This window comes from Paenibacillus sp. FSL R5-0407 (assembly GCF_038009185.1).
GTDB classification, from domain to species: domain Bacteria; phylum Bacillota; class Bacilli; order Paenibacillales; family Paenibacillaceae; genus Fontibacillus; species Fontibacillus vini.
The window spans coordinates 930,126-947,345 of sequence record NZ_JBBPAX010000001.1; the positions used below are offsets into that span (position 1 = coordinate 930,126).

Here is a 17,220-nt window from a genome sequence, read left to right on the forward strand (position 1 = left end):
CAGCCCGGTAGAACGAATCTATCGGGCTGTTTTCTATGCATTCCTATCATTTCCCAAGACAAAGCTCCATGCTTCGACGACAGATACGGGCGCTTTCCGGCTCTTGTCTCCGCCGCCTTCTTCCGTCCAGAGCGGAGGATAATAAGCAAATACTTCGCCTTCCCGGAGCCGGCTTGTATTCTCTCGCCATTCTTGCCAACGAAAAGTTTGATAGAACTGCTCCAGATCGCCTTCCGCGAGCCAGCCGAGGAACCCGGAATATGGAAGCTCCGTAGATTCCCACTCCAACGTATCCGGCGCGAAATAGTGGATTAATCCGCTGCCGCCAAATTTGCCCGTATCCAGCGCAAAAAAAACGCCTGCCGCATCATAAGCGACCACAAGCATTCCTTCAAGCGGTTCGACTACGTTGTTGTCCGACAATCCATTCCACGTATTCAAACTGCCGAAGATTCCTGGACTCCCCGATCCGAGCAAATGAATCCAGCCCCCGTCCCACAATATGCCACCCGCCTCGAAAGCAACCGCTCCTAAATAGGACTTTGTGCTTACTTGTAGCTGATATAGCGTGTCCTCCGCGGACGACCGCTCGGCGGGGAGAATGACATATGGATTAGTCCCTTTGCCCAAAAGCTCAACAATTTCTTCCCATGCGTGATGTTCCTTATCGATCAGTTCCGCCGACGTTAATGCATGCAAAGTCAACATTCCTTTCCTAATTTCTGCATATTTCGTACCTTTCGCTTCCTTGCTTTTCCAGTGTATCATGAATAGAATCGCGGTTTAAATAATAGATGGAAGGAAGAAACTGATGGATCCCAAAGCCAAGAAAATACTGATGAACGCCTTTTGGACCTCCGGACGTTGGAGAGACGGCGGAGCTTTTTATACAGAAGAAGAGTTCCAGTATGCAAAAAGTAAAGGAGTCATGTTTGACCCGTTCACCTGTAGTCATGATGAATGCGTTAGCAGGATCAATGAGTTGCATAAGGGGCAGATCACGAAAGAGAAGGCGGTACGATCCTTTCTACATAGTCTTTCCACGCGCAAGGTCTATTTGCGGAGCGCTTTGTCCAGCTTTGCGCTTACGCGAGATTTACCTATACATACATATGCACAGCGGCCGGCGGAGCAGCCAGGATATAGTGCTTGCGGTGATTGCAATGACAGTAGGCTAATGGCGGATGAACAGTATATCGACGAAGATTTAAACGTACTTAATTTCGAACGGATCAAATGGGGAGGCGTCCGCTTAAATTGGTTAGCTTATTGCTTGATGGACCTTGAGTTTCTCGCCAAGTCAGATGAGTTTGAGGTCACAGGCGAAGACGTGGCGATCTTAAAGCAAATGTTTGATGCGGTAGATGCTTGCGGCGATAAGGAAGCGGCAAGGCAGTTAGAGAAGCGCTGGAAGCTTGTTCTTCCTTCCAATCAATATGAGAGAGACGTCGTGATGGAAATTTGGGGATACATAGGCTTGCTGGAGTCCAAAGACGATTACCGTAAAGAACGCGGGCGGGGCACCGATTTTAATTCGATGGCCACCTGGAGAGGTGAGGACGGTTACTCCAGTGAAATAGCGGAGGATTATTTTGGCGAGTATTTGTGAGGTCCCATGCTTGTGAATGCATTTCTTTTCTTTGATTCATAAGAAAGTTTGCGGCTGTGTGTTTTGTAGGAGGAGGAGAGAGAATGAAAAAAATAAAATCCGCAATTATTGCTAACTTGGTCTTTTTTATTCCGGCCATCATTTTAAGCACGTTTGTTTGGAAAGATTACAGTGGTTACATGACAAATATTGATGACCATCTACCATCCATGTCGGGCATTTTTATGATTGACGAGGGAAAAAGGGTGGTCGGGGTATCCGACGAAAATGACGGAGGCTATACTACGGCTTATTTGTTTGATGCGACAAACGGGATATTGCTCAAAGAGGTGAAACTGCGCACCAATATTCATGGTGAGCTAGGGGCTGTTTCTTATCAGCAGAACGGGGTGATCCTTCCGACTTATGACGACAGCTTAGGACTCCAACTCAATTATTTTACGCGGTCAGGGGAGATGGAGGAGCTCGCTCAAGGAAAGCTTCGCATTCCTGCATTTTTGAGCTCGGGTACATATGAATGGCGCGGAAGACTGATTATTTCGGGTGAGACGGCGGAGTCCGTTCCGTACATAGCCCAAGTGAAAGCCGGGCAGCTTGAAACGATATCATTGGATTCCCCATCTCTACTTCCGGCCAGGCCTGTCCACGTTATGGAGGTCCATGGAAGCTTTGAGAACGACAAAGCGGTTCCTATGTTTGAAATTGACTTAAAAGACGATAGAACTGCGCTCGTAAGCGGGATTTTCAACAAGGCAAATCTGCCGTCCGTGGTTATTAAGAATGAGGAGGAAGGTTCCTTCGCCGCACAGGATCGGGCCGCCGCAGAATTCGCCAAGGAGTTTGGCATCAATAATTCGAAGCTGATTCGGGAGGATTCCAATTATCCGGAAACGGCCAAGTTTTACAATGCCAATGAGAATCAATGGGGTGCGGAAGTCCCTACACCACAACCTGTTTATCAAGCGCGTGTATTCTTGCTGAATGATCAAGAAGTATTGATTGCAGGTTCGACGACGGAAGATGAATTGAACGGTACCGTTCTGGGTTATCTGTACAATGAGAAGACCGGGAATTTCACCGATGTTACTAGTCTTCTGGAACAGCTTACATACGAGGATTTAACAAATGAAGATACCTCATTTTTTAAGGAACCGGAAAGTAACATCCTCTACTTAGCGGAACGAGAATCACCTGCTTCGGGCGCATTCGATTTGGAGGCCCGGGAATTGAGGTTTCTGAAGGGAGAACATGTTGAAGGTTGGCTGGTCGGAATAGGCGAGGATGTAAAATCGCTGCAAAGCTTCTGGAGTTACGTCAAAGAGGGAGGACCGCTTATCCTCAATTGGGTGATTTGGCTTTTGATACCCATTCTATCCATCCTTGCGCTTGTCTTACTTCCAATGATATCGATGAGGTCGAATGCCCGAAAGATCTCTCAGGGGCAGCAGCTTCCGGGTACGATCTCCCGGATGGAAGAAACGGGCACGTACATCAACGAATTGCCGCTGGTCCGGTTTACTGTCCGGTTTGAGGATGAGGGCCAGATGAAAGAGGTCACGATCAAGAAGGTCATTTCATACTTGAATGACATTAAAGTCGGCGATTCCGTGCTTATCAGTTATAACCGGAAAAAGCATAAAGCCGTGTTTGTAACCGGGGAGAACATACAAGAGCAAGCGAAGCCGGACGTCATTAAAGACGCGGTGTTGAGCCGCATTGAGGTTTTGGGTGCAGTAAACCGCGGCCAGGCGCTCCAGCTTCATTTTAAAGCCGAAGGCCGTAATTATGCCGTCCCGGTCGTTCAGCCTCCAGGGTTTGAATATCGTGTTGGTGAAAAAGCAAATTTGGTGTTGATTCAAGGGATGACGAGAATTCACAGCTATGGTAAGTTAGCGCCGGTTTTTCGGAATCGGAGCAAATTACGCTGGAAGGCGAAGTGATTGCTACCGAAGAATATCCGGTGACGGTCGGAAATCGGCAGCTTATGATCCTGGAGGTTATGGTTTCCGAGGGCAATGTAAGCTTCCGAAAGGTCAACAGCCTGTTTGTACCAAAAGGGCTGCCTGTGAAAGCAGGGGTGGTCATCCCGGTTACCATGAGAAAGGACGACTTCAAGAAAGAGTTTGCCCTGCAAAAAGGAAAGCAGGGAGCGGCCAAAGTCGTGTCCGTCCAATTTTTCGGAACGCTTGGCGAACGGCCGTTGGCGGAGATCACCGTTGAGCGCGCCGGGATCGCATACCACATCAACCAGACGATTGAGCCGGTTTACGGAGTCGAGCCGGGCGATGAGTTGTGGATTGCCTATGACGAAGTTACCAGAGATGCAATCATTATTAATTATGAATCGAAGTGATCCAAAGGGGAGCTGGACGTGAATTGGGCGGAAGTCAGCAAGACGACCCTGCGCTCGATGGAACGACGGAAAGCCAGCGTTGGAAGGAACTTGGCGCAGCACTAAAAGAAAGACTGGAACAAATTCATCCAATTTAAATTCTATATTGATTGCAGGAGGTGTCGATCATGAACCCGGCTTCGGAAGTTTTCTTAAAGGACATATGGGATAGAATCATGGAGATTTACTTCAAGGAGAGTCAAAGAATACGCGATCTGAAAAACCACAGCAAGCTGCAGGCAGGAATCATGAACTATGTTCGGGTAGCCTGGAGAAAAGGAAAAACCAACTGGGAGCAAGGAAGGCTGCATATTGATGTTTACGAACCTTTCTCTTGGAGCGACGACTCTTATAAGTTTGAAGCAGGAGAGTATATCGAGGAATTGACCGATGAACAACTGACGGAAGAGGTATTTCCAGCTTTGTGCGAGCGGGTGGATCAACTGTTCAGGTCGGAGGAGCTCGGTCCCCGTTTTTTTGATTACCGGTTTGAAGTCGTGTTTGAATTTGAGCGCGATCAATCCATAATCACTTTGCACCGCAATTTGTTGAATGAAGCGAAGCTGCAGCAACTTCGGCAGTCGCTGGAGAATTTTATTCAGACCAAGATTCTTTCCGAACCTCCGGTTTTGCCGAATGAGCATGACATGTTCTTCTTCGCTCAGCATTTGATTAATCCGGATATGATGAAACAGGAAGAAGCAGTTATTGAGCCTTTGATCGGCCGGCTTTCGGACAAACTGAACATAAGTCAAAAACGTAAGAACGAGTGGATCCGGCACTATACGTCAGCTTTTAACACCTGGGCCAAGGAACATTTCTTGCCGCAGCATTTTGATTCTTCAGGTGATTATGGATTCGATTGGATTTTAAAGGAGGAGAAGGACCGCCGATTCGTTGTCGAAGGAGAACTGGATTTCTTCCTCTTTGTCGCTTTGAAGGTCGGATTTACCGAACCGGATACCCGGAAAAAGTATCTGGATTTAGCAGTCAAGCTGGGTTCGCAGCGGGCAGCGAATTATCTGAAGGTCGGCAGCGGTAAGTTTGAGAGTGTCTTGCGGAGTGAGCGGGTGGAATGCAGTAACAACGACGTCACGCAGCTGATCGAAGTCCGTATTCTATCCGAAGAAGTGGCGGCTTACGGTGAAGCCTTGAATTATATCATCAACCTTTTGCGCAAAGGGTTTCCTAAGAGTTACAGCCTGAAGCTGAAGAGCAGTCAAAAGCATTTTCTTCCGTTGAAAAAGCTGGCGAAGTCGAAGCTGCACCAGTTTTTCGCTAATGCGCTCACCTATCCGGCACTTTTTCCAAAAATAGCAGAATATGCAGATGTTGTGATGGAAGAGTATGCGTGGTACGGGGACGTGGAACCTGGAGAGAAATCAGTAATGCCGGGTACTTACGCGGTAATGGGCCTCGGTTTATACAGTGAATCTTTTTTCTCATTAGTGTGCCGCTATATGGAACTGGTGGATACGGAGCATCAAATGGTGCAGGATGACTATGCTGAAGCTTTTATTGAAGCCCACGGTCTAACAGCGGAGAATCTTCCAGTGTTGGTTACTATTTTACTCGGTGGCAATGAGGAAGGGAAATATGTAAAAAATGCAACGATCGACGATCCCGAGCTTGCAGGCGCGCTTGTCGATGTACTGAAAGAGAAGAAGGATTATGAGCGGGAGCTGGTACTGTATCGGTTGTTTAAGAGTGCGGATAAGCTTGCCGGAACTGCAAGAAAGGCGAAGCCGCCTTTAAAGGAACAATTGGAGCAACTCTTGGCGCTTTGGAAGCAATAGTCGTAGATAGAAAGAAGCCCGCGTTTGGCGCGGGCTTTTTGCTTGATGGTCACATTAATGTAAGCCAGACAGCAATGCCGTTTGTTATCGTGAAGATGAATCCGATCGAAATTCCCCAGATATGCTTCTTCTCCAAACCAAGTTCCCCGATTAAACGCGGCAGCAGCCATTTCAGTGCAATGAACGAGAAAATTCCTTGTATAACGCCCAAGAAGATCAGCTTCGTTACAGAAAGCAACTCTATTATGGTATAATTTGGGGGTTATAAATACATCCTGGATTACTATTAAAATACCTTTATATATGGAGTGGTCGTTTTGAAGAAGCTGATAACAGCAGCAGCTGTGTTGAGTGTGATGATATTTGCATCATCCGTTTATGCCGCCGAACCCGTAAAAATACTTATGAAAAATCAAACCGATGGCGCAACGACTGCGATTTCCTCCGATGTAAGTCCCGAAACTGTGAACAGCCGAACCATGGTACCTCTGCGTGTGATCAGTGAAAATTTGGGAGCTACGGTTAAGTGGTCGGATTCAAAAATCATACTCACAAATAGTAATGTCGAGGTAATATTACACCAGAATAGCAATAAAGCTGTGAAAAATGGAAAAGCAGTACTTTTAGATGCCAAGCCATATCTGAAGAATAATCGGGTTATGGTTCCGCTTCGTTTTATTGCAGAAACGTTTGGGTGTAAAGTCAGTTATAGCAACTTTGCAGTAACTGTGGAAACCAAACCGTTGATCATCGATGGTGTAAAGGTGAAAGCATTGCAACAGGAATACCACATGATTTTGGGTGGCGTAGTCAATCAAATCCATGGGAATACCTATAATGAAGCAATCTATAATATTTTTGTAGAAAACAAAGGTAAGAAAGTCGAAGCACCTCCTAATTATTCCTGGCGTAGTCACCTCCCACCTGGTTACTACTATAAAGCTGGACAATATGACTTTTTAGACCAAGAAGGGAATAGCATATTACGGTTTGATGTTTATTCCTTAATTCGTTCGACGGATAGTGATCGTGACCCCGAGGTTTTAATTCATCAAGCGAATGAGAACCAATGGTATATGTTTAACTACAAAGCGCTTTTAAATATTCTAAAGTTAATTGATACAGCAGCAATGAACGGGTTTCTAACGGAGATTAGCAATGACGTTCCATAAAAGCAGCGGCAAACCACAGACTTTATTTAACAGTCTTGGTTTGCCGCTGCTTCTTTTAATACTCTATTTTGACCGACTGCTAACGCTGCAAACTTAGTCCATTAGAAGCGATGACATCTTTGTACCAGAAGAAAGATTTCTTGCGATAACGCTCCAGGGTACCGGTATGGTCATCGTTGCGGTCTACATAAATGAGACCATAACGTTTGCTCATTTGTGCAGATGAGGCGCTCACCAAGTCTATACAACCCCAAGAAGTATACCCCATCACTTCAACTCCGTCTTTGATCGCCTCACCGACCTGAACCAGGTGATCGTTCAAGTACTTGATCCGGTAATCATCGTGAACAGTGGGCTTGCCATCTTCACCCGTAATTAACTCATCTTTGGCTCCAAGGCCATTCTCAATTACGAAGAGCGGCTTCTGGTACCGATCGTAAAACATATTGAGCACATAGCGCAGACCTTGGGGATCAATTTGCCAACCCCAGTCACTTGTCTCCAGATACGGGTTAGGCACCCCGTTGAACAAATCGGTTGGTTTGCGATTGCTTTTATCCGACGATTCACAAATGCTCACATAATAGCTGAAGGAAATGAAATCTACCGTGTGTTTTAGAATTTCGGCATCTCCCGGTTCCATATGAATCTCAATATTATGTTCCCGGAAAAAGCGCTTCATGTAGCCAGGGTAATAGCCTCTGGCATGGACGTCGGCGAAGAAGTAGTTCTTATGTTCAGCCTCCATGACAGCGATGACATCATCCGGTTTGGGTGTGAGAGGGTACGTTGGTATACTAAGAACCATGCAACCGATTTTTGCGTGCGGATTAATCTCATGCCCGATTTTTACGGCCAGCGCGCTTGCAACGAATTCATGATGAATCGCTTGATACAGATCTTGTTTGCTTAACTCCTGCTTCGGAGTATAAATGCCGCCGCTCATGAACGGCTCTTCCAGAATGGAATTGATCTCATTAAAGGTCAGCCAATACTTCACTTTATCTTTGTAACGCGTGAATAACGTTCTTGCATAACGTTCATAGAAGCCGATCATTTGCCGATTGACCCAGCCGTTATATTGCTTGGACAAATGCAGCGGGGTTTCGTAATGCGATATCGTCACGAGCGGTTCAATCCCATATTTAAGGCATTCGTCAAACAAATCATCGTAGAATTGCAAGCCCTTCTCATTGGGCTCGAGCTCATCTCCATTCGGAAAGATCCGGGACCAGGCTATCGAGGTACGGAATACCTTAAAGCCCATTTCAGCAAATAACTTGATATCTTCCTTATAACGATGGTAAAAGTCGATACCGATCAGCTTCAGATTATCGTCAGTAGGAACTTCTGTAATGGGGCCTCTGATACCTTGCGGAGCAACGTCCTGAGTGGACCAGCCTTTGCCATCCTCCTGATAAGCTCCTTCGCATTGATTCGCAGCCACGGCGCCGCCCCATAAGAAGTCCTTGGGGAATATTACGGTCATGTTCAATCCCGCCTTTGAATGTTATTGGATGCATACTAGGTACCCTTGCGGTGTCAATTAGCATTATTCCCAGAATGGCTTATTCTACGTTTAGATAAAATAACAAATCAGGTCAGCGAAGGGAGAGACCTAGGCTGACCTGATTGGCTGGAAATATATTGTTATCTATTTATAAACTTAAAATCTGATTCCAAATCTAATATCTATACCTTAGGTCGTGCAAAACGTCCAACAATTTCTGTGGATTGTACCACGTTCATAAATGCTCGGGGGTCGGTTTGAAGAACCGCTTTCCGCACCGCTACCAATTCATACCGAGTGGTGACCGTCATTAATGTATAGTTTTCTTGCTCACTGTACCCGCCCTCCGAATGGATGCATGTTATTCCATGATGAAGTTTGCGGAGCTGGCAAAGCATCTTCTCTTTTTCTTTCGTAATAATAAAGCAAGTGACTTTGATATGTCCGATATGAATCATGTCGACCACTTTACCTTTGACGTACGTGGACAGCATGGAGTACAGGGCCAGGTCCCAGCTCCGGAAAAAGCCGAGTGCTAAAATCACAGCGCCGTTTAAAATGAACAGAACATTTCCCATCGCAACATCCCGTCTGCGAGTTACGATGGAGCCGAGTATGTCGAACCCGCCGGTAGAGCCGCCTACTCGGAGCGAGAATCCGATGCCTCCCGCTGAGATGAGGCCGCCGAATACCGCAGCCAAAATAGGGTCTTTGGTTAGTTGGATGACGGGAATAAGAGCCATAAACCAAGTCGTGCAGATGACCGAGATACAACTATATACGATATATCTTCGTCCAACCGCCTTCCAACCCCAGATAATGAGTGGGACATTAAGCAAAAAATACACGATTGAAATATTCCACCCGGTAATATAACCAATGATGGATGCGACCCCCGTAAGTCCACCGGATAAAAGCTGATGGGGAATCAAGAATAAATTAAGACCAGCCGCGACAAGCAAGGCGGAAAGGATAATAATTCCAACCTCCTGCACGGGTTTTAGTGAAGATTTGATCGGTTTACCGATGATTGCAGCGTATGGATTTCGATTCATCTCCGAACCTTCTTTTCTCACATAATGGGTTATAAAAATATATTATCGGTTTAAATTATCTTTTTTATCAAGAATTTCGACTATGACAAATGATATAGCTTTTGTTTTTTAGAATGTTGTAAATGCAACAAAAATAATATAACATGTATAACGAGTATCGATTAGCATAAGAAATTAAGGAGTTATCTATGAAAGAAATTCTACGTGAAATCGGAACGATTGCCAGAGCATTGGATTCCATCAGCAATATCGAGTTTAAGGAATATGAGCTTACAAAAGGACAGTATTTGTACCTGGTACGGATCTGCGAACACCCTGGAATCATCCAGGAGAAATTATCCGAAATATTGAAAGTGGATCGGACAACCGCCGCACGTGCCATAAAGAAACTTGAACTTAACGGATTTATTGAAAGGAGAGATGATCCTTATAACAAAAAAATCAAAAAACTCTTTCCTACAGAAAAAGGGGAGAGTGTCTATCCTTATATAAGAAGTGAACATATTCATTCCGATTATGTCGCGCTAGCCGGATTTTCCGATGAAGAAGCAGAAACTCTGTTTCAGTTAATTCAAAGAGTTAGAAAGAATATTGAAGTAGACTGGGAGTTTGTAAAAAAGGGAAATAAGCGAAAGTATTGAGTTATAATCTTTTCTAAAGGAGCTACCTATTCAAATGTCTGTGAAAATACAAAAGTGTGGGATCGAAGATGTAGAACTACTCCAAGAAATAAGTATTGAAACCTTTAACGATACCTTCAAGGATCAGAATTCGCCTGAAAATATGAAGAACTATATGGATCGGGCATTTAACTCCAATCAGTTGAATATGGAATTGAACAATATCCATTCGGAATTCTTTTTTATCTTCTTAGATGAAGAACCTGCCGGGTATTTGAAAATTAACAGTCAGACTGCCCAATCGGAAAAAATGGGGGATGATGCACTCGAAATTGAGAGGATTTATATAAGAAATAAGTTTCAGAAACAGGGGCTTGGAAAATATTTAATTAATACTGCGATAGATATAGCTTTAGGAGAAAAGAAAAATAGAGTCTGGCTGGGGGTTTGGGAAAAGAACGAGAACGCGATTCAATTTTACAAGAAAATAGGATTTGTCCAAGTTGGTGCCCATTCTTTCTTTATGGGGGATGAAGAACAAAGAGATTATATCATGTGTAAAACACTGATGGCAGGAAGATAAGCCGCGAAAGGGATGCGTAATGTCCGATAATCAGCTTAGTCAAAATAATAAACTGAAGGCTGTGTTTGAAGTATTAAGAGTTTCCACGAAACTTGGTTTAACCTCGTTCGGTGGGCCCGTTGCACATTTAGGTTATTTTCATAATGAATATATAAGGCGCAGAAAATGGATGGATGAGCGCAGCTATGCAGACTTGGTTGCTCTTTGTCAGTTCCTGCCCGGGCCGGCCAGCAGCCAAGTCGGTATTGGGATCGGGGTGATGCGCGCAGGATTAATGGGAGGGGTTGCAGCCTGGATTGGCTTTACTCTTCCTTCGGTAATTGCTCTTGTTCTTTTTGCTTATCTGTTACAGGGATTTGATATCGGGAACTCCGGATGGATTCACGGTTTAAAGCTAGTCGCTGTCGCAATTGTTGCTCATGCGGTACTGGGTATGGGGCAGAAACTGACTCCGGACCGGAACCGTGCGACGATTGCCATTATAGCGGCAACGGTCACACTACTTTGGCAAACGGCGATTAGTCAGGCGTTGATCATCGTATTAGCGGGTATTATCGGTTTATTTTTATATAAAAACACGAAGATACCTGAGTTGCCGGATATCCGTGTACCGATAAAGCGTTCGTTAGCCGTGATTTGTCTAGTCCTATTCTTTGGATTATTGATCATCTTGCCTTTCCTACGAGGAATTACTTCGCACCAATGGCTTCCCATGTTTGACAGTTTCTAAAGATCGGGTTCGCTTGTGTTTGGCGGAGGACATGTTGTATTGCCTTTACTGGAAAGGGAAGTAGTACCCATGGGTTGGCTTTCCAAAGAAGACTTTCTGGCGGGTTATGGGGCTACCCAAGCGGTTCCGGGTCCTTTGTTTACATTCGCTGCCTACCTGGGAGCTATAATGAATGGATGGACTGGTGCGATCATTGCAACTTTAGGGATTTTCCTACCAGCCTTTTTATTGGTTGTTGGAGCTCTGCCTTTTTGGGATTCACTCCGAAGGAAGCCAATAATTCAAGGTGCGCTGGTAGGTGTTAACGCAGCGGTTGTAGGTATTTTGCTGGCTGCTCTATATGATCCGATCTGGACCAGTTCCATACTTGCACCCGCTGATTTTGCCCTCGCGTCCATCTTGTTTATAATGCTAGTTTTCTGGAAAACCCCACCATGGGTTGTTGTTATTGCAGGCGCATTAGGCGGAGTGATCATCAACTACATATAACTTGAACCTGTTCAATGGAATGCGGCAGGCAGTTGAAAGGAGACGGCTGCCTTTCCGGTTTCTTGAAGTCCGGAGTCGCTGAGGAACTGTTCCCGCAGTTCCTTTTTATTTTTTCCCAAGGCATACCTCACCGTGATATCGACAACATTTCCTTGTTCTTCAAGAGCAGAGTACTCGTCCAGTGAAAATATTACCGCGTATGCTTCATATGAAGTCGGATCGCCGCTGTCGCAAGGAGAATCGGATTCGGTGCGGCATGCGTTTACTTGAAATGTATTATGCCGCGGTCTGAGTTCGCGAATTTCCCCGTTGAGAGATCCACCTATGTACTGGACACTAATTTCCCGGTTTTCCTGTGTATTTTCGACTGCTGTAACAATATACAGCTTGTTTGCAATATCTATATTTTCCTGGTCGACCGCACCTTTAAGCAAAATAGCGTATTGATAATAGATACGGATGCCTTGTTCGATTTCCGAGCTTTTATTTAGCGGTTCTATGATCGCCGATTTCACCGACTTGATGTGTTCGGCCGTATATAAGGACTGCAATACGGAATCAGGGTCCGTAACTTCAGGCACCGTTTGTTTATGGGACACATTGCAGCCGGCAAGCAGGGCAAACAGCGCTATGAAGATCATAGTCACTATACTTCTCTTAGCTTTCATCATGGTTGACTAACCCCCTCATTAAAATAACTTAATAGAAAGATTATTAAATTTCAAGTTTCCAGCGGCTTAAGCTAGTATGATAAACTAACTCAAGAAGATTTTTCGTGCAAAGAGGAGGAGGGGGCCTATGGCAAAAAAACAGCAGAAAACGAAGAATAAGCGAAACGGCTCCGGTTCATTCTGGCTCGGGTTCTTGAAATTTCTTGGTTTCTTTGTTTTATTCGGCCTACTGTTACTATATTGGGATTCAGCCAGACTTACAAAGATCATAACTAACGCGCGCACGGTGCTAGAGTTGACTCCCGACATCGACGAAATTGTCCGGCTTGATGGCAGTGTTGAAGGCATAGCTGCCGTGACTGATGAGGGCAAACTTCGGAATACTTATGCGTTGCTGCAAAAGGAAACATTTCTTTGGGGATGCAGCAAAAGCAATTGTGATTACAAAAGATCCGAAGACCGCCGTCCGGAGGTTTTAGGCAGCTTCGTGATCAATAGCGTAGTCGTGCAAGCGGAGTGGTTCCGCTTCTACACGAATTGGCTCCCGCTGGATTTTAGCACCGTTGATCCGAGTCAACTGTCTAATATATATGAAGGAGGGACATCCCGGCCGCTGTTGGTGGAGAGTCCGAAGAAAAGGGCATATGGCTACTATGCAGTGTCCCCAGGGGAACAAATCACGGTCATCGGACGCGCCAGAGAGGGAAGATTGGAGCCGTTCACCTTACCCGGCAAGGAAGAGCACAACGTGATTTTGATCGGAACAAATATGGAGCGAATGTTATCTGAGGAGAGGGAATCTCAGCTCGGATATGGGATTGTCTCCGGAATTGTTCTACTGTTTCTGCTTCCGACCATAGTAGGCTGGGTAAGGAAACTATTGCGCAGATTTAAACCTGAAAGATAGGATTGGAGTCTTCTGGATAAATCTTCTTGTCAATTTTTCAATAGAATCTTGGTATGGTAGAGGGTAGCTATTGATGAGAGGTGATGAGTTGTTATGATGAAGAAGCAATGTTTGTTCTGCGATCAGATTGTCCCTATAGCCACGGAAGCCGAATTCGATAAATATATGGGTTGCTCCTGTTCTCCCGGCGGGTTTTATAGCTTGGAGAGAGGCAGTTATGAGACGGTTCGTTCATTCCCGCACCAGAAGAAACGGAATATGCTGCATTTGGTATCGGCATATATCCGGGAGCAGACCGATCGCGATGAAAAGGTCGTAATATCCGCCGACGATTTGGATTCCATCGCAAATTCATCGGATATCCCTGTAACCATGGAGGATAAGGGAAATCGGCTGTTGCAATATTTGTACAGACATTCCGAAGCGCCGGGTGAAACGGTAATCATTCATCCGCTCTCGAGCAATTATAACTTGACGTATTCTCCTAATTTACAAGAGTTGGTATATCTTATAGATACACTGAGCACCGCTGATCTGCTGATCAGGGAAGGGACGGCCTTTAAGCTTACGGAAAAAGGGTGGAGCATCGCTGCCGCCAGCGCAGGAGGGAAGAAACTTAAACCTTGTACCGTTCTCGTCGGGGATGAGAACATGCTGCCTGCGGAATGGACGGAGATCCTACTGCCTAAAATTGAGCAGTACGGTTATTTGCCGCAGTTGGTTGCCCATGCGAAGACAAATCACTCCGAGAAGTACTCCTTGGAGCTCATTGCGGACAGTAAACTGATTATCGCGGATTTAACCGGTCAGTCCCCTGAGGTGTATATGGCGGCGGGATATGCACTAGGTTTGAACATTCCTGTAATCTGGACCGTTAATAGCGGGGATGCCGATCTGCTTCCCGGACAAATCAAAGAGATCCGTCCGTTTGTTTGGAATACAGCAGAAGAATTGGCCGTTATCATCCAACAGAGATTGAATTTGTAAGCATGAACAAGTGTAGTTTCTCATAATGCATAACAAGACGGCAGCCAATGAAGGGGCTGCCGTCTTGTTCAGGATAGTGAAGCTTTTGATATCTCGCTACTTCCCTAGTGGGGTAAAGCTATCCTTCAGCGTTATGTTTGAGAATTTAGCATAATTCAGTTGTTCGATCTTATTGGCGACATCATTGCTGTCAACGGCAAATCCGATATAAACCGAATCTTGCATGACGATTGTCCGTTCGCCGATAGGTGTCCAATCCTTTCCGTCGGTTGACCCGTAAGCGCAGAAGGTATCCCCGTTTCGTCCTAGTTTGAGCCAATATCCTTGCGGGACGCCGTTTGTTTTAAAAGGAACATCCGGAAGTAATTGAATGCCGGCCTTAGCGGCTGCAGAAGCACTGTCTAAAGTTTCCGTCAATTTGTCAAATGGACCGCCTTGCTGGTTTCTGCCCGCCAGATAAGCGGACCAGCTGGTTGCTTTGGACAGCTTGACCCAGGAGAGACCGAGGGCTGCCGCGGCACTGTCATCCTTTAATTCATCGCGAATAATCAGCCCGGTGAAGGCATGGTTATCAACGGCTCCGATCTCCTCCAACTTCGCTGTAAGTTCAAAATCACCGTCCATTTTTTTATACACAAAGTGGAAATCGTCTTTAGCTTCATTGTTTGCTTCGGATTGTTTCATGCTGCCTTCACTCATGCCAAGTTTCCCGTTACCTTTTACGGTGATTACCCCATCCGTCATGCTTCCGGAACCCTTAATATCCGGGTTTCCGATATCCGAGGATATCCAGCCCTCATTAGCGAGGGTAGCGGAGGAGGTATTGACATGAATGTTAGCTGCGGTAGTCTGAGTCTCATTTCCCGCGGTATCCGTGACTCTTGCCGAGATATAGTGGGAAGCATCCTTTAATCCTTTGATCGTATAGGAGTACGTACTGCCTTTCTTCACACCATCTCCGAGATATTGGGATCCATTATAGACAGCGACTTTATTGATTTTGTGCCCGAATTTGGAAGAGGCTTTGATTTTAACTTCAATCTCTTTGCCTGTAACGAATTGTGCATTGTTAGCCGGTGACATGATCACAGCTTCTGGATTTTCCGCTTTGTGATCCATATCAACAAGCCCGTTAATATAAAGTTCCAGCCAGGTATAACCGCTATGGGTAACCGTCTTATAAGCATCCTTGATATCCCATATATTGTTCTTCTTTTCCCATTTGTCGTCAATTCCGTTTTGATTGATATCAAATTGGTCATCGCGCTGTTCCTCAGTGACGCCAAAGTCCGTGATGTAGCCACCAACCTCATGTTCCGTATTGATGTATCTTCCCAAACCTTGCTCAACCTCCGCCACGATTCTTGCATCGATCGCATCGCGTCGCGGATAGGTTGCGCCTGCTTGTTGCAGTATGCTTCTCAGTAAGGGCTCATTCGCATGTTTGATGCCGGATTTAATGTAATTATCAAACGCCTGATTGGTGATGCCATGATTTACTCCCGTGCTGTCCGCCGAAAGATAGGGCTTGGCCGCAATGGTTGTCATTTGATCCCCGCTATTGACACCGGAAAATTTCACGTAATCCGAGGATTCATCCAGCAATCCCGTAAGCTTGCCGTTAATCCGGTTCCCGTCGATGTAGAATCCCCCAAGCTTCGTGGATTCCCCTGCATCAATTACTTGGTTAATTACATTATCCCTTGTTCCCGGACCGGCAAGTTCGACATTGTTCATATAATTCGTGTAGGTAAAGCCACCGCCGTAAGTACCGTTAAAGCCCCAGTTATAAATGACGTTGTTGGAGAACTGGACTACCGCCACATGGTCCGCGTCCGCCGCACCGGCATATCCGCCGCCGAGTCTAGGGTTTCGCGATGTATGGTTGGCGTACAGATTGTGATGGAACGTGGTCTTATCTCCGCCGGCAATGCCGCCGTAGCCGTGTCTCCCTTTGGAATGGCCGGAAAGGGTCAGACTCTCCGAAATGATGGACCACTGAATCGTACCGTTTTCTCCTCTATACAAGGACAGGGTCTCATCCGTATTCCAGCTGAAGGAACAATGGTCAATGATAAAGTTGTCGTTGTCTCTTCCCCAAAGCGCATCCATAGAATCGCTGCCGTTATAAACATTGGTTGCGCCCGGACGGAAGGAGAGGTACCTGAGGATAATATTTTCGGAATTGCTAATGTTGGTATCCCAGCCCGCAATCGTAATTCCGTTGCCCGGTGCGGTTTGCCCGGCGATTGTCAGATTTTTAATGTCTTTGAATCGAAGGGTGCTTTGGAGCTCGATCGTACCGGATACATGAAAAACAATCGTACGTCCTTCTTTAGGGGTAGAAACGACCCCATACCGCAGTGATCCTTCAATAGGTTGATCCTTTTCTCCATAATCCTTCAAGGTTGTTACGATATAAACGTCGCCGCCCCGGCCGCCGCTGGCATAAGCGCCGCCGCCTTCCGCGCCGGGAAAAGCAAGGATTGGGGCACCTTCCGATATACTATGGTCTCCAGTTGATTGTCCTGAGGCATCCAAAGGAGATCCCCCTAAAACTGAAAGCGCTACCGTAAAACTCAACAAAAGAGCTGCTGCCTTGCCGGATCTTTTATTTCTTAGCCTCATCGCTTGACGTATAACATGGATAGGGATGCAGACTTATTGTCCGATAGTGATCCTGTTATACTTCCTCCTTT

At 45.8% G+C, this 17,220-nt stretch carries 16 protein-coding genes and 1 pseudogene; 11 read left to right on the top strand and 6 right to left on the bottom strand.

Translation table 11 applies throughout. The features are described from left to right. Positions 1-33: 33 nt before the first annotated feature. A complete protein-coding gene (locus NYE70_RS04495; RefSeq protein ID WP_341047510.1) occupies positions 34-699 on the bottom strand; it encodes a DUF2625 family protein in 666 nt (221 codons plus the stop codon). Positions 700-811: 112 nt separating this feature from the next. Here NYE70_RS04495 and NYE70_RS04500 point away from each other — a divergent pair, with 112 nt between their 5' ends. From NYE70_RS04500 to NYE70_RS04520, 5 genes are all read left to right on the top strand, one after another. Then, the gene (locus NYE70_RS04500; protein ID WP_290407092.1) at positions 812-1,609 is read left to right on the top strand and encodes a hypothetical protein; all 798 of its coding nucleotides are present in this window, start codon (positions 812-814) and stop codon (positions 1,607-1,609) included. Positions 1,610-1,692: 83 nt separating this feature from the next. Then, positions 1,693-3,549 (top strand): hypothetical protein, encoded by a 1,857-nt coding sequence (locus NYE70_RS04505; protein WP_341045137.1) that lies wholly within the window; start codon positions 1,693-1,695, stop codon positions 3,547-3,549. Further along, complete coding sequence (locus tag NYE70_RS04510; RefSeq protein WP_341045138.1) at positions 3,546-3,962, top strand: hypothetical protein; 417 nt, start codon at positions 3,546-3,548, stop codon at positions 3,960-3,962. The genes NYE70_RS04505 and NYE70_RS04510 overlap by 4 nt, the downstream gene beginning before the upstream one ends. Then, on the top strand, positions 3,959-4,099 hold the full coding sequence (locus tag NYE70_RS04515; RefSeq protein ID WP_341045140.1) for a hypothetical protein: 141 nt from the start codon (positions 3,959-3,961) through the stop codon (positions 4,097-4,099). The genes NYE70_RS04510 and NYE70_RS04515 overlap by 4 nt, the downstream gene beginning before the upstream one ends. A gap of 30 nt (positions 4,100-4,129) precedes the next feature. Next, on the top strand, positions 4,130-5,797 hold the full coding sequence (locus NYE70_RS04520) for a DUF6138 family protein (protein ID WP_341045141.1): 1,668 nt from the start codon (positions 4,130-4,132) through the stop codon (positions 5,795-5,797). A 49-nt stretch (positions 5,798-5,846) separates the two neighbouring features. Here NYE70_RS04520 and NYE70_RS04525 read toward each other — a convergent pair whose 3' ends face one another. Next, positions 5,847-6,008 carry a hypothetical protein gene (locus NYE70_RS04525; RefSeq protein WP_213655301.1) on the bottom strand — a complete coding sequence of 54 codons (162 nt, stop codon included), beginning with the start codon at positions 6,006-6,008 and terminating at the stop codon, positions 5,847-5,849. Between the two features lie 106 nt (positions 6,009-6,114). Here NYE70_RS04525 and NYE70_RS04530 point away from each other — a divergent pair, with 106 nt between their 5' ends. Next, positions 6,115-6,969 carry a copper amine oxidase N-terminal domain-containing protein gene (locus NYE70_RS04530; protein ID WP_445323743.1) on the top strand — a complete coding sequence of 285 codons (855 nt, stop codon included), beginning with the start codon at positions 6,115-6,117 and terminating at the stop codon, positions 6,967-6,969. Positions 6,970-7,048: 79 nt separating this feature from the next. On the opposite strand, the gene NYE70_RS04535 is transcribed toward NYE70_RS04530, so the two are convergent. Both NYE70_RS04535 and NYE70_RS04540 read right to left on the bottom strand, forming a co-directional pair. Then, the gene (locus NYE70_RS04535) at positions 7,049-8,458 is read right to left on the bottom strand and encodes a glycoside hydrolase family 1 protein (protein ID WP_290407099.1); all 1,410 of its coding nucleotides are present in this window, start codon (positions 8,456-8,458) and stop codon (positions 7,049-7,051) included. Between the two features lie 203 nt (positions 8,459-8,661). Beyond that, positions 8,662-9,534: a YitT family protein gene (locus NYE70_RS04540; RefSeq protein WP_211020413.1), complete on the bottom strand. Its 873-nt coding sequence runs from the start codon at positions 9,532-9,534 to the stop codon at positions 8,662-8,664. Between the two features lie 188 nt (positions 9,535-9,722). Here NYE70_RS04540 and NYE70_RS04545 point away from each other — a divergent pair, with 188 nt between their 5' ends. The 3 genes and pseudogenes from NYE70_RS04545 to NYE70_RS04555 all read left to right on the top strand — a co-directional run bounded on the left by NYE70_RS04545 (position 9,723) and on the right by NYE70_RS04555 (position 11,956). After that, positions 9,723-10,175, top strand: a complete 453-nt coding sequence (locus NYE70_RS04545; protein ID WP_341045145.1) for a MarR family winged helix-turn-helix transcriptional regulator — start codon at positions 9,723-9,725, stop codon at positions 10,173-10,175. 34 nt (positions 10,176-10,209) lie between these two features. Continuing rightward, on the top strand, positions 10,210-10,737 hold the full coding sequence (locus NYE70_RS04550) for a GNAT family N-acetyltransferase (RefSeq protein WP_341045147.1): 528 nt from the start codon (positions 10,210-10,212) through the stop codon (positions 10,735-10,737). Positions 10,738-10,756: 19 nt separating this feature from the next. Continuing rightward, positions 10,757-11,956: pseudogene (locus NYE70_RS04555) on the top strand (chromate transporter). Positions 11,957-11,967: 11 nt separating this feature from the next. Here the strand turns inward: NYE70_RS04555 and NYE70_RS04560 are convergent. Beyond that, the gene (locus NYE70_RS04560; protein ID WP_341045148.1) at positions 11,968-12,627 is read right to left on the bottom strand and encodes a hypothetical protein; all 660 of its coding nucleotides are present in this window, start codon (positions 12,625-12,627) and stop codon (positions 11,968-11,970) included. A gap of 127 nt (positions 12,628-12,754) precedes the next feature. Here NYE70_RS04560 and NYE70_RS04565 point away from each other — a divergent pair, with 127 nt between their 5' ends. Together NYE70_RS04565 and NYE70_RS04570 are read left to right on the top strand one after the other, a co-directional pair. Further along, on the top strand, positions 12,755-13,534 hold the full coding sequence (locus tag NYE70_RS04565) for a hypothetical protein (protein ID WP_341045149.1): 780 nt from the start codon (positions 12,755-12,757) through the stop codon (positions 13,532-13,534). Positions 13,535-13,627: 93 nt separating this feature from the next. After that, positions 13,628-14,521, top strand: a complete 894-nt coding sequence (locus NYE70_RS04570) for a hypothetical protein (RefSeq protein ID WP_341045151.1) — start codon at positions 13,628-13,630, stop codon at positions 14,519-14,521. A gap of 96 nt (positions 14,522-14,617) precedes the next feature. Here NYE70_RS04570 and NYE70_RS04575 read toward each other — a convergent pair whose 3' ends face one another. Beyond that, the gene (locus NYE70_RS04575; RefSeq protein WP_341045152.1) at positions 14,618-17,062 is read right to left on the bottom strand and encodes an Ig-like domain-containing protein; all 2,445 of its coding nucleotides are present in this window, start codon (positions 17,060-17,062) and stop codon (positions 14,618-14,620) included. Positions 17,063-17,220: the final 158 nt, after the last annotated feature.